The organism is Bacteroidota bacterium, from assembly GCA_016720935.1.
Lineage (GTDB): Bacteria > Bacteroidota > Bacteroidia > AKYH767-A > 2013-40CM-41-45 > JADKJP01.
In genome coordinates, this window is the sequence record JADKJP010000007.1 from 862,319 (window position 1) to 877,066 (window position 14,748).

Annotated in this window: 7 protein-coding genes; 3 read left to right on the plus strand and 4 right to left on the minus strand. The window is 36.9% G+C overall.

Going from position 1 to position 14,748, the window contains the following annotated elements; genetic code table 11:
- Positions 1 to 4 precede the first annotated feature (4 nt).
- The 4 genes from IPP86_17595 to IPP86_17610 all read right to left on the minus strand — a co-directional run bounded on the left by IPP86_17595 (position 5) and on the right by IPP86_17610 (position 4,500).
- Positions 5 to 1,465 (minus strand): hypothetical protein, encoded by a 1,461-nt coding sequence (locus tag IPP86_17595; GenBank protein ID MBL0140315.1) that lies wholly within the window; start codon positions 1,463 to 1,465, stop codon positions 5 to 7.
- Positions 1,458 to 3,350 (minus strand): phospholipase D family protein, encoded by a 1,893-nt coding sequence (locus tag IPP86_17600; GenBank protein MBL0140316.1) that lies wholly within the window; start codon positions 3,348 to 3,350, stop codon positions 1,458 to 1,460. The genes IPP86_17595 and IPP86_17600 overlap by 8 nt, the downstream gene beginning before the upstream one ends.
- Positions 3,343 to 3,864: a hypothetical protein gene (locus tag IPP86_17605; protein ID MBL0140317.1), complete on the minus strand. Its 522-nt coding sequence runs from the start codon at positions 3,862 to 3,864 to the stop codon at positions 3,343 to 3,345. Before IPP86_17605 ends, IPP86_17600 begins: the two co-directional genes overlap by 8 nt.
- Before the next feature lie 186 nt (positions 3,865 to 4,050).
- On the minus strand, positions 4,051 to 4,500 hold the full coding sequence (locus tag IPP86_17610) for a hypothetical protein (protein ID MBL0140318.1): 450 nt from the start codon (positions 4,498 to 4,500) through the stop codon (positions 4,051 to 4,053).
- Between the two features lie 398 nt (positions 4,501 to 4,898).
- Between IPP86_17610 and IPP86_17615 the strand changes: the two genes are divergently transcribed.
- The 3 genes from IPP86_17615 to IPP86_17625 all read left to right on the plus strand — a co-directional run bounded on the left by IPP86_17615 (position 4,899) and on the right by IPP86_17625 (position 14,728).
- Positions 4,899 to 5,420, plus strand: coding sequence for a hypothetical protein (locus tag IPP86_17615; protein MBL0140319.1), 522 nt, complete (start codon positions 4,899 to 4,901; stop codon positions 5,418 to 5,420).
- Between the two features lie 498 nt (positions 5,421 to 5,918).
- Positions 5,919 to 13,817 (plus strand): T9SS type A sorting domain-containing protein, encoded by a 7,899-nt coding sequence (locus IPP86_17620; GenBank protein MBL0140320.1) that lies wholly within the window; start codon positions 5,919 to 5,921, stop codon positions 13,815 to 13,817.
- An 83-nt stretch (positions 13,818 to 13,900) separates the two neighbouring features.
- On the plus strand, positions 13,901 to 14,728 hold the full coding sequence (locus IPP86_17625; protein ID MBL0140321.1) for a T9SS type A sorting domain-containing protein: 828 nt from the start codon (positions 13,901 to 13,903) through the stop codon (positions 14,726 to 14,728).
- Positions 14,729 to 14,748: the final 20 nt, after the last annotated feature.

Here is a 14,748-nt window from a genome sequence, read left to right on the forward strand (position 1 = left end):
CCTTCTAATTTGTAATAAGGCATGGAAGGGGAATCCAAAGCAATTGAGATCCCGGCTCGACACTTTCCCGGATCAGCCAGTTCATCTTTGCATTTGGAAAATCCTTCAGTGAATATGAATTTAACAATTCAAATGGTAAAAATGTACCGGCTTGCTTTGTGGCTTCAAGCAAACCTGGATTTTTATCATCATACAACTCTCTGAAGAGATTTTTTAATTTGTATTTCTCCATAAACGAAAGCGGGTATGGAGCGGTCTTACAATACTCCAGGGGAGAATATATACTCTGATCATTCGCTTCTATTTTCTGTACAATCTGATCCGCTGCCATGAAGTTACTCAGGTCACGACTATCAATGTCCAGAACCACTGTTCTCGAATGAAGCAGAGATCGTTCAGGTGATTCCTCATAGGCGATATTTCGCTCAGTTCTGCAAATGTATTTATACAACCAGCGCTCAACTCTGTTGGTGATTTCACCCAATTCATCCGGAGTGAAATAGCGCAAAGACAACATCGCCTCTGTGTATTTCGTCCAATCCTGAATAAAAGCCTGGTAATCTCCCCGCATTAAAAATTTCATCAAAAACTGAAACTCATCATAATGTGAATTGCCATCGAGATTCTCTTCCCGGATCGTGTACATCTTGTAAGGTGTTGCAGAAAGCATAAGCATTTCCGTATGATCATTGCTGAACAAAGCCTGTACAAGATCCGTAGCATCATCCTCTTCGCTGCTTTTCAAAATATCTGCAAAACGCTGGAATTCATCCAGGATGATCAAATCGGGTTTAAGTGATTCCAATCCTGCGGTAGCAAGAATTTGTCGCAATTCACCAATTAGTTTCCGGTAATCACCAGAAATCCTGTCAAAACAATCGTACATCAATTGCAGGACTTCACTTTTTGATTTTAAAAGTTGATAAAAACGATCCCTGACATTCGGATCAAATTCCTTAAATGTATAACCCGGTTTATCTTTTCGTTCACTCCAATTATTTATACCCAGACTTAAAACCTGTTCATAGGTAGTCTCACGCTTTCCGGGCAACAAGCCTGAATTTCTCAGCAACTGGTAAATAATAATACGTTCATTCAACATACCACCCCGTGAATTCATATCCACAGATGTCTGTGGTGATAATGGAAGTATGGAAAGCCCATTGCTTTTTTCAATCAAATCAGGGTACAAGATCAATTCGGTAAGCCGACTGATTGATTTCTTTTGAGAATCAGGATGAAGTTTTTCAAGATTTTGTCGGGCAAGATATTGGCTGGAACAGATATAGAATACTTTGAGATTTCCGCCTCTGACTTCTTTAAATCTGTCTATTACTCCTTTGGCAATAATTGTTTTTCCCAAGCCCACTTCATCAGCACACAAAAATCGCTGACAGTCCTTCTCTTTCAAACGACTGTAAATATAATCTACTGATTTTTGCTGAAAGTCTTTTAACTCAAACATTGGCAGGTTGATTTTCAAGTATCATTTTAAACGACTTCCACATGGTTAAAAATTCCAGAATTTCTTTGTCAGAAACTACATGTACACTACCTTCTTCCTGATCGAACATCGAAACGATCCTGTCAATATCTGTCAACTTTTTCCTGTCACGTGACGCGGCCTTCATCAATCGCTCAAATAAAGGAGCATCGACACCCGAATAAGCAGACCAGCCTTCTCCTGGCGCATTTGTTTCATCTTCATCCACTGATCCAAGAATAGCATCAACAAGGTCTTCGGAAAGCAACATTCTAAGCAAGCGAAAAAAATTCTTTTTGTCTTTAAAAAGCGAACGAACAACATACTCTTCTCTGTTTTCCGGCAGATTCGAAACCGGCAATTTAAATACTGCCGCTTTACTTATTCCCTTTTCACTTTTAATTGTAAGCTCAATAATAAAAAAACAAGAAAGGTCTGCAGGATCTATGTGAGAAAATACCTGCTTGGCTGTAGAATTACTCAGGTTTTTTGCCAAATCTTCCTGCAAATGAAAAGGCCTGATTGAAATACTAACACCTTCCTCTAAGGCAGGAAAAGCTGAAGTATCCACGATCAAATCATAATCATTTTCATCATTTATAACTGCTTCACATTTGACCAATGGCAAAACTGAAAGCATCCATCTCCATGCTTCATCAAGTTCCTTTTCCAGATCATCCGGTGGAGGTATCTCCGAAAGAGGGTCCGGTACATAAGGAATGATAAAATCTTCACTTTCGCTGAAAAATGAATCTTTAAAATATTGTGCCGAATTTCTCCTCTCCCCCTTCAACATCACCATAAACTCAATATTTCCATGGTGTGCATTGTATGTCGCGTTAGCAGAACCGATATACAAATCATACGCTGCTCCATACTTGAACAAAAATGCCTTGGCATGAAGATCATTGGGCATTTTGAAATCTGCTAGTTGATTTTCGGAACCCATAACCGGGTCTGCTTCCATAGAAGACCCTTCAGTTTCAGCTTCCAGTTTTGAAGATCCTTCTACAATCTGATCGTTAATCCGAAAACAACTTACATCTTTCAATAATGAAACATCCAGTTTTTTAAATGTATCAAGTCGGCTGATTAGAGTTAGTTTTTTTGTACTGGACTTTAGAATTTTTACAATTCCATCACTGACAAATGGAGAAACCGCAAGAATCTCATCACAGTCAAAATTGCCTTTGGTAAATAAGTCGATCTGTGTTTTACTTCCCGGGATTCCCAGGGGAAAAAATTTCAAATCCACAAATTCATCATCTCCAACAGGGCGGAATTTTACCGACAGAAGTTCATCCAAAAACTGTTTGGGAACATCCCGTTTACTTGTCGTATACAGGAATTCGATAAAATCGGCAAGTGGCTTATTGGTTTTCCCGTCTATTTTTGATGGGTTTGGATTCACATCCCCTTCCATCATCACCGTCATATCCCAGCAGGAATCAAAGGTCAGGTTTCTTGTCAAAACAATTACTTTGTATCGGGCAGGTAAGGTATCGTGTTCATAACGGACAACCCATAACTTTGGATGAAAAGCTTTCCCTTCCGGAATTAATATTTCATGTATGGATCGTTCCAGGAATCTATACAAGCGATGACTTTTTGTATTGGCACTGATTCCACCCAATTGGCAAAAAACATCAATTTTATCCGCGGTGTCTTTCAGTGATAAAAACAATTGAAAAGGATCTTTCAAGGACTCCGCGTCAAGTGCACCGGAAAAACGAAATGCTACGGGAACTGCGATCAGTGCTTTCAGATCAAGCGAATATGTAGTACCAATCGCCCTGGCAAACTTGTATCCTTCTTCATTGATAGTTAACAATTCGCCAAATTCAAACTTATTATCGTCCTTATTCATAATTTCTATTTCCTGAGTCCTTCAAAATATCTGCCAGGAGTCTTTGAACAACGGCAAAGCGATAACTTAAATAATTTACAGATGAATCATCATTCAACGAAATACCTATTGGTAAAACTGCTTTTTGCGCTACGGTCCGATTCGAAAGCCTTGATCGGGATGGCCCTTTCAATTTGAATTCTCTTTGAGAAATAATCTTGTCAAGCTGTTCCGAGTTTTTTTCAAAATCCAAAATTCCATTTATCCAGGCCCGACAAAAATCTGAAGTCAGATTTGATATTTTAAATTTCCTATAAATTCCATCAAACATGGAAGGTGAAATACCATCTATTTGTGAAACCGAATTTTTGTAAAAGCTCCATCTCAATTCCCAATCTTCCTGATCGCTGTATCCGGCAGAGCGGCTAATGAGGTAATTGTACCTGATATAAGCGCCTTGCATGATTTTATCAAACAAAACGGCCAGCTTTTGCTCAGAAGCAAGAGGAACCTGTGGACCCAAAACTTTCACCATTTCTTCGAATGAAGAAACCTTTAGGATTCCATCCAGGTTAACCCTAAGAATATATGCAAGAAGGATTGTGGAACAGATTCCAGTATTTTAACTTTAAAAACTGTGCTTCTTCTTTTGTTAAGGGCAATTCAACATTTATCTGCGGTAATTTCTCAAATCCTTCACATACCAGGTATTGATTACCGGTTAATTCCCGCAAATCATCAGCCATGAGGTCCTCTCTTGTGTTTCGGCAAGGCGTATAAGTGTCTTCAAATTTTTTCGCCGTTTGAAAAATTCACGAACCTGTGAGAGATCAAGATCCTGAGTAATAATTCCGTAGGTTTTGAGTCCGTTCCAATAAATCGAAGACGGCATTCGCTTCAGTCGCTCTTTTGCCTCCTTCCCTATCAAGCCTGATTGATCCTCTGTCTTGAGAAGAGATTCAATAACCCTAATCTCCTCTCTTCTAAGAATTGTTCTGAAAGCTGTGAAATCATCATTTTTTCTGTAAATCTCATTGAGAATCCATGGCACCAAAATGAAGTATTTCGCCCTGGTCTGGATTGTTGTTGTTCCGGGGAAGAACAAATTTGCAAATCCATCACGCACCGATCCTAAACCCAATTCATCCAATGTCCCGGGTTCCTGGGTCATGCTAATGATCGTTTCCAGATTTTCTCTTTGCTTTTCAGAATAAAAAAACCCAACCGATATTGAACATAAGAATTTGAATATTCCTTAAAATTTGAAATCAACAGAACAAAGGTATAATGTTAAAACGTAATCTATTTACAGTGAATTTAAGAAAATTAGCAGATATATTGAAACATAAGGTGCAACATGCAATTAATAAATAATCGCCAAGTTTGACAAAAATAAAAATATGATTTACATCATCAGAAATAAAGAGTACCTCTAAAGCGATTTTAACAAATCGTCTGCTTTAAAAATTAATTATGGAAAGGTCGTTTATTTTATGATCCTTCATGTACAATATAAAATTCAAATTATATATTTGATCCGAATTTTCGAATTATAAATATTTCTTTTTTATGAAATTTATTTTATTCTCTCTATTCGGCTTAGCCATTTTATTCTCCTGCACAAAGGAAAACCAACTCTCAGATCCCTTATCAGATAAGGCTTTAATTGAACAAGCATTGCCGACTATCAATCCTGATTCAATAATGAACACAGGTGATTTTGAAAGAGCGCGACCTTGTCAGTACGCTGCAGGCATGAGTGTATTCACCTATGGCCAAAACATGGTTGTGCCAAATTTGTATTCTATAACGATTGGCGGTTCAGTAGTGAATGCTCCATTAAATGCTGTCATTGACATTTCATACCGAGTAAGTACAGACCTGCTCCATTGGTCACAACCCACACTGGTGTATTGCCGAACCATTACCCCTGCCGATACTGGTCTAACCACCATGGTCGGATTCAGTCATCAAATTCTTTACTTACAACCGGGAGAATGGGTGATCTATCGGCCGGTGATTTATGTGGGAGGATGTAGTAATCCAGTTCTGGGGGAGGTGAGGTTGGTGCATGCTTTGAGGATGAGGTGAATAAATTTATACCTAACAAGAAATAAGTTCACCTATATTGATGAATGCATTTTAATTTATCATGAAGTTAGTTCCTATCTCTGCTTCGAGTACTTTTTCATATTAATATTATGATTTAAAATTTATAATTTTCCTAAAATCACTTCCATGAAACTAAACTCCATTTTTAATCCCTCAATTTAAAAATACACTTCACAAATCCACTTTAAAATGAGATTTTATTTACTCTGCTTCAAAGTACTTATTATAAGTATTTTTCTTCCATTTTTTGCAATTTCCCAAACCGGTCCAGTTTTCAATACAAATTCTTCGAGTGTATTTCTACGATCAAATATCTGTACCACCTCAACCGCAATTACATCCATTGCAACAGGTGGTAAATTATATTCGATAAACGGAGCTGGATCCTGCAGTAGTTATAACTGGATACAGGTTGATGTCGTAGGTGATCACGCGAGTCATCCCAGGACTCTTTATTGTGCTTATGGCTCAAACTACATGATGGCAACCAGTTCGAATTATGTCGAAGTGATCAATGCTCCAAATGGCTTAATTCTTTACGATTCACCAGGAGGAAATGTACTATGGGTGGGGAATAATTATGCATCCATAGAAAATGGGCAACGGTTTATACCTACAGGTGCAACTCAAATTTATAATGGTGATGTATGGTATCAGATTTTTGTTACTACCAATGTTAAATACCCAATGAATGGGACCTCACAGCTATATGGATGGACGAATGGAAACTATTTAACTTATTCAGGTTGTTCATCTCCTTCAATACAGGCTAGTAATATTTCTTTTTCATCTGTTTCTTCAAATTCTTTGACTGTTAGCTGGACGAACGGAAACGGAAGTAACCGGATAGTTATAGCGAAATTGGGCTCATCAATTGGAGGGAGTCCAGTAGCCGGTAACTCCTATTCAGGAAATGCCAATTTCGGTTCCGGAACTCAGATTGCAAATGGTGAGTACGTTGTTTACAATGGTAGCGGCAGTAGTGTACCCGTTTCAGGGTTGACTGCCGGAGTGAATTACTATTTCAGGGTATTTGAATACAGTTGTTCGTCTCTTCAATACAATATCTCCGCATCAGCTGGTAATCCAGGAAGTCAATTTACTTTATCAAGTTGTAATCTGCCAGGAACACCAGTTATAAGCTTATCACCGCTTCCCGGCTCTCAAGTATATGTTTCATGGAATTCTGTAGCAAATGCCACAAATTATGATGTTTATTATTCTAGTGGTTCTTGCCCATGGACAAACGGCACCTTGTATACAAATACTACTGCCAACAATTCTACAGTAAGTGGCTTAAACCCTAATTCAATTTATAAATTTATAGTTATTGCAAAAAATTCACCCTCTTGCACTGCTACAAGTTCATGTATGAGTTGTACAACTCAGGGTACAGGATGTGTCCTTTTTAGCGGAATATCAAACTCGCCAACAAGCAGGATAGTCTCATCTCCAGCACCAACAACTTTCACAGCTACTCCACAAGGAAATGGTACGAGTCCGGCATATACATGGGAATATCAACAACCTGGAAATGGATGGATAGCCTGCACTTCAAGTAATTACACGTTTAACACAACAGGAGCTAGTTCTACTTTGACAATAAATAATACTACGGGTTTAGATCAATATCAATTTCACTGCATTATCACAAACCCATGTTGCACAATTCCTAGTAACCCATGTTTACTTAATGTCAACTCAACGCCACAATCCAACATTACTGTTACATCAGCAAGCATTCCTCCATGGCAGCGTGCAAATGACGATTATACAATATCAGCAACATGTACGACAAGTGATGGGAGTAACTGGAAATTCATAGCTTATAATCCCGTTAGTGGACAAACTCTATATTCTTCTCAAACTTTTCAAAGCGGATTGGAAGGAAACTGGGTTCTTAATTTTCTTAGTCCTACAGAACCAGAACAGATTTCCTATTCTGTGATCAGTTCTAGTTCAAATCCTGGAAGTAGTATAAGTCTTGATAACTACGGTAAGACTTCTATAATTAAAACACAATGGTTAAATGAAAACATTGTACTTTATAATCAACCCAACCAAGAATTATCAATCCCAATAAAATATGTGACCGGCGCCACTAAGTTTGAAATAGGTTTCGAACGCATCCAACTACATTCCACTGACAATGATGTACTCCGTCCACTAACACCAATTTCTGCTTGCCTTTTTGGATTAGATTTCTGTGATTCATACGTAAATGCAAATGGATATTTGAGAATTCCAACAGGGTATATTTATAATAATAACTTGTTAAATCTATCGCCAGGCGTCTTTAAATACACTTTATTTTATCTCAATAATTCAAATCAACAAATTGGAAGCTCAGAAATTAGTCATTTTGATTTAACTAAAATAGGAAATGTGAATAATTCAATGGCCAATGCAACGGATAAGAATAAAATCGTTGTACTTGTCGGCGGTATCACAAATACAATTGAAAATAATATTTTAGGTCTAACTCATTCCTTAAATACGAATTCTCACGAAATGTGGTCAATTGCCGATGACCTGAGTATTAATTCATCTAGTAATAAATTTAACACTTGGTATATAGCACAGGGTAATTTAAATTCAGTACAAAAAAATGCATACAATCTTGGAATGGCACTTGATTCCATACGTTCCATTTGTTTACGAAATGGGGCGCAAAATCCACAAATTAATGTGATTGCACATAGTAAGGGTGGACTTGAAATGCGATTACTTGTTGACGGAAAATCAGAATATTTAGGTGGGAACGCCGTTTTCACCCAAAATCCAGTTAGACCATTTACGAATACAAACATATCCGGTGCTTTAAGGAGTATTATATTCTTAGGGACACCACACCGTGGTATAAATCGAATATCTGAACAATGGTTAGCAGTTGGAAATTTTAATTTCTTCATAGATTATCGGAATAGTCAAGGATTTATAGATTTATTGAATGAATCTCCCCTATCACCGGTTATTAATTATTTAAATACACATGGATCAAATGCAAATAATATTATAGTAGCCAATTTCACTGGTTATGGAAATGCAATTCGTAATGGCGATGGTGGTGTGAATAGAGAAAATAGTGAATATCCAACTATAAACAATTCAGCGGGGGTTTATCAATATTACATTAAGGATGAATCTAATAATAACGGAGGGTACCTTCATGGCGCATTTCACAAATCATTCATTACTAATGACCCTACAATTGCCTGTAGAAATTGTCAATTCTTCTCAATATGTAATTATGGTACAATAAGCATTCTCGACAGAATAAGAAATATTGTTAACGGTGCACCAATAGATCAATCATGTGCTCCTCCTAATGAAAACACATGGTTGACTGCTTTTATTTCAAGATCAATCCTATCTGGTGCGAAACTAAGATTACGGGACATCAATGGAGTATACAATGATATCGGGATTTCAGATGAATATGGAATAGTGAACATAGGTCTTGAAAATATTCCATTGGGCGATACAATCTCAATAGAGGCGGCCGGAAGTCCTACTCTATATTTTGCAGTTGATTCTGAACTAGCTTTCAATAGAAGATTATTAATTCCTATGATCAAATCTCAAGTCACAAATAAAATTACTTACCCCTCATTAATTTCAAATCAATCATATATTTCAACTTTACCAACCTTTGATTTATTTATTTCATCTGAAAATACATTACAATATCAAATTTGCTCCCCGATAAATCAAGACTCCTTATTTCTTCCAATTACTTTAAATTCTGGACATTATTTTGCATCCTTGGATACAGGATATAATTTGTTAGCTGTTAGATTTATTGGATCTATTGATACCGTTATTTTATACAAGACAGTTTATTATTTACCAGGAACCCTTATAAATGAATTGACAAAATACTTGACAGTCACCACGAGTGATAATTATTTAGGAAGTAAAGTGTATTTAAACAATAATTACCTTAGTACAATAAATCAGAATATTCAGCAAATTAATATACTAGATGGATCAGGATATTTAAAAATATGTAAGCTAGGATACAAAGATACAATTTACGAACTGAGTAATTTGAATACAATAAATTTAATCCTTGAGCCCATCAATTATTCATCAGAATTGGATAGTACCAGACTCGATTTTGATTTGAATGGAGGGATGCAATATTGGAAAAACATAACAGTCAATAAATATAATACTACAACCGGAACAATTGTTAAATTAAAACAGTGTGAGGATACATTGCCCTCAATTGGTTTAATTCCTTTAAGTCGATGTTTTGATTTTTATAATATTTCCTCATCTGGATATCCGATATTAAGAACTGCTATATGCCTCGATCAAGTAAGGAATTTAAGCAAAGATTCCACATATCTTCTTTTTATCAAAAATGACAGTCTATATTCAAAAGCACTATTTGATTCAACAGGCATTTGCGACTTTGATTCCATTGTACAGAAGTTGTATGTAAATCCTATTGATTTTGACTCTGGACGCGTTGCGAAAGAAGAAATTCGAATCATGAAGCGTCTTGCCCCGATTGCTCTTCATAATACTTATTCAATAAATCAAAACAGTACACTTAGTATTCCCTTAGACTCATTGTTTGCTGATCCGGATTCACTTAAAAATGATATGACATTCTTGATTGGCACTATAGGAACAGGCCTGACTGTAGCAATAAACAACAATAATGTAAATATCAATTCCGTATCTTGTTATTATGGAAACACTCATTTTGTAATCACGGCTATTCATGACGGAATTGCAGTTAATAGTACGATTAATTTAAGTGTCGGATCTATTCCAACAATTAGTAGTAATAGTCCGGTTTGTTCTGGGAGTACTATTAATTTATCAGCTTCTTCTGGTTTGAGTTATTCCTGGAATGGACCCAACAACTTTATATCGGCACTTCAGAATCCTTCTATCTTAAACGGTACGTCAAATAATTCTGGAGACTATTTCGTCACCATAACGAATGTAAATGGTTGTGTGAGCACATTGACTACAAATGTCCAAATTGGAGTCTCTGTACCTGCAGATAGTTGGACCCAAATTATGCCATTCGGTGGCGGTATTAGACAAGGGTGTGCAGGTTTTACAATTGGCAATTCTCTGTATGTAGGGACAGGCGGGGACTCAATTTGCAGGAAAGATTTCTGGAAGTGGGATCCTTTAACTAATACATGGACTCGTTTAGCTGATTTCCCGGGTAATGCACGTTATGGTGCTATTGGATTTGCAATTGGTAATAAAGGTTATTTGGGAACTGGTTATGATTATACTAACTATTACAGTGATTTTTGGGAATATGATCCTATTACAGATAGCTGGACCAGAAAAAATGATTTTCTTGGAGGATCTCGTTTCCAGGCAGTTGGATTTGCAATTGGCAATAAAGGGTATATTGGCACTGGAAATGATGATGTAACAGATTATAATGATTTTTGGGAATGGGACCCTTTGAGCAATACGTGGACTCGTAAATCAGATATTCAAGGTTTAGCAAGAAGATCTGCGTCTGGATTTGTAATTGGCCAAAAAGGATATTTGGGCATAGGTACCAACGGTCTAACAGGTAGTCTTAATGATTTCTGGGTATATGATCAATTAACTAATCTTTGGTCTCCAATCGCAGTCATGACACAAGGCCCAAGAGCCGACGCTTGTGGATTTTCAATTCTGAACAAAGGATATATTTCTACGGGCATTCTATTGGGAGTTAGCAGATTGAACGATATTTGGGAATATGACCCGTCAATAAATCAGTGGAGTCAAAAAGCAATTCTTCCGGGATCAGGCAGAGATCATGCTTTCGGAGTTTCTATCGGAAGTAAAGGGTATGTTGGAACCGGATATTCCGGCACATGGTATTTTCAGGATTTTTATGAATATAATCCGGAACTTTCTATCATTACTTCTTCAATTAGCCCTCAACAATATTGTGCAGGCGATTCAATTCACATTCCTTTTGTAATCAGTGGAGCTTTTTGTTCGAATAACGAATTCACAGCCCAATTAAGTGATTCAACCGGAGATTTTTCAACCCCCATCAACATAGGTTCACTGGTCACTTCCAATTCTGCAACAATTCATGCAGTTATACCCCCAAGTGTACTTCAAGGTACACATTATAGAATTAGAGTAATCAGCAATAATGCGACGGTTGTCGGTTCTGTGAATCCTGAAGATATCATTATTGGCAGGCCTAATGGTTCGATCAGTAGCAATAGTCCAGTCTGTCTTGGCGACACAATTAATTTGTTCTCCGGTGGTGGCATTGTATATTCTTGGGTTGGTCCAAATGGATTCATGTCCAATTCCCAAAATCCAATAATATTGAATTCAATCGTATCCGATTCAGGTACCTATACATTGAATGTAACCGATGCAGCAGGGTGCCAATTGAACATAAACACGTATGTGAGCATTCTTTCAAATCATGTCACGGTCGAATCAAACAGTCCGGTTTGTAGTGGACAATCCATTAATCTAAGTGCAAATGGCGGATCAAGTTATGCCTGGAATGGACCTAATGGATTCATTTCAAATGATCCGAATCCGGTAATTAATAATGCAACATTATCTAATTCCGGAACCTATTCAATAGAAGTACTTAATACTACTGGTTGTGGCAATATAACAACTTCAATTTCCGTAAACGTTAATCCTAGTCCGCTGGCTTCAATTTCTACAACAAATGTGCTATGCGCTGGTGATTCAAATGCTACAGCCCAGATCAACACTTCAGCTCTTGGAGGGACACCTCCGTATTCCTACTTATGGAACAACGGAGAAACTTCGTCTTCAATTACAGGTCTTGTGGCTGGAACCTATGCTGTTAATATTATTGATGTGCATGGTTGTTCAGATGACACTACATTTGAACTTTCGAATCCAGATTTATTAAATATAAGCTTTCCTCAATACTCAATTTACTCAGGGGGTTATAATGTCAGTTGTTCCGGAGCATCTGATGGCTTCCTCGATTTGTATATAAATGGCGGTACTCCACCGTATATTTTCAACTGGAATAACGGACAATATACTACCCAAAATTTAACAACCATTCCTGGAGGTAACTATTCAGTTCTTGTGACAGATGCAAACAACTGCACTGCCACAGGTAACTTTAGTTTAACTGAACCTTTACCTATACAACTTGATTCTTTGTATAGTCCTTCTGGAAACGGCGGATATAATATTTCATGTGCTGGTGAATTAAGTGGCGAAATATTCACTAGTGTTTCAGGTGGAATAAGTCCATATACTTACTTATGGTCCGGACCTGGCAGTTATTCAAGTAGTGATGCAGATCCACGTAATCTTGCAGCAGGCCTTTATTTATTAAATGTTGCAGATGTAAATGGCTGTTCAATTTCAAATAGCATTACACTTACTGAGTCAAGTACCTTGTACCCTCTGATAGTAAGTGCAAGTATTAATGGCGTGAATATCCGATGCTTCAACGGAAGCGATGGCTTAGCATATGTGAACGAGGTTAACGGAGGTACCCCTCCCTATCATTTCGAATGGTCGAATGGAATAACTGATACTGTAATTCAACAAGTCCCATCAGGCACATATGATGTTCACATTGTTGATACAAATGGATGCACATTCGATGAAACGATTTTTCTGAATCAACCTGATCCACTTGAAACCATCCTTAGACATTCAAATTATAACACATACGGAATTTCATGTAACGGAGCAAATGATGGTTTTATAATCCTTGATTCATTATTTGGCGGCATACCACCATATACATATAATTGGTCCTCCGGTGGCTCATTTGATTCAATTGGAAATTTATTAGCAGGTAATTATACATTAAGAATAACCGATTTAAACGGTTGTATGGATTCTGTATTAACTGTTTTAACTGAACCTTTACCAATTGTTGCAGGTATTAATATTAATGGAGACACGCTTTCAACTTCCTGTGCTTATGATAGCTGTATATTTCAATGGTACTATGGAACGGATACAACATCGTATATCCCATTAACAAATTCTGATGTGGATACGATGATAGCTATGAACGAAGGATATTATTATGTAGAAATAACCGACTCAATTGGATGCAACGGGGTATCTAATTCAATTTATTTTTCAATTTTAAAAGCTTCAATGGATGAAAACCACACAGAAATTCAAGTATATCCAAATCCTAACAATGGTTCTTTCACAGTTGAAATCAAAGGTGAATCAAACATATCATCACCGACATCCTTACGGCTCTACACTGGAATGGGCGTAATGGTGGCCGAACAATTAGATTCTCGAGAAAATAAATTCGAATTCCAACTGGAAAATAGTATACCCGGAATTTACCTTATTGAAGTAGTTGTTAATAAGCATTTCTTTAGAAGCAAATTGGTAATCTACTAATCTCATAAAACCTTGTGATCTAATTGCACAATCAAAAGATATAATAATCTTGGTTTGTTTTTAATTTTAAAAAACTAATTCCAATGAAAATACCTTACAAGACATTTATAGTTATTCTTTTAACATTTTATTATTCCATTGGAACAGTTCTCGCCCAATGTAGCCCCATCATCGGCATCAATCCTCCAAGCCTCCAAAATGGTTACCTGATTCTTTCGGGTTTCGGCGTTAATTCGACTGCGTTTGCTGAATTTTGGGGAGAAGTGAATCCGGATAACACACAATGGGCGGCATTACAAAATACTATTGTGCCAAATCCCTGCACCGGCTGGATATTTGCTTATCAAATTGACATTAGAACATTAAATTTTGGCCAGGTTATCCAGTTCCGCGTCAAAATGTTCGATTCAACACTGTACTCAAGCGACAAAGTCACCTATCGTGTAATACACAAGCGACATCACGATACAATTGATAGAATTATTTCCGGTAACAATCCTAACTTCAATTCATACCAATACGAAAGACCGATCATTATCAATAGCACATCGAATTCAAATGAAGCGACCAATCTCGATATAAGTCAACTAACATCATCCGAATTCCCTTCTCTAATTGATATCGGAGAATATGACCTGGAAAGAATTTCAAATAGTGATTCTCAGATCATCCTTGAAAATATTGAGGTTACTGTTCATGAACCCTCAATTCTAATTTCAAATCATGAAAATTACGTCATAGGTGCGGCACTCTATACAATGGATGGCAGAGAGGTCCTCAATTCCAAAAATGAAATTTTTGGAAACTCATACATAAATCTTAATATAGAAAACCTACCTGCCGGAATTTATATTCTCAATATAAATAGCTCAACAGGTGGCATGAAGAGTCAAAAGGTGATGATTCATTAATTAAAATGACAAAAGGTTAT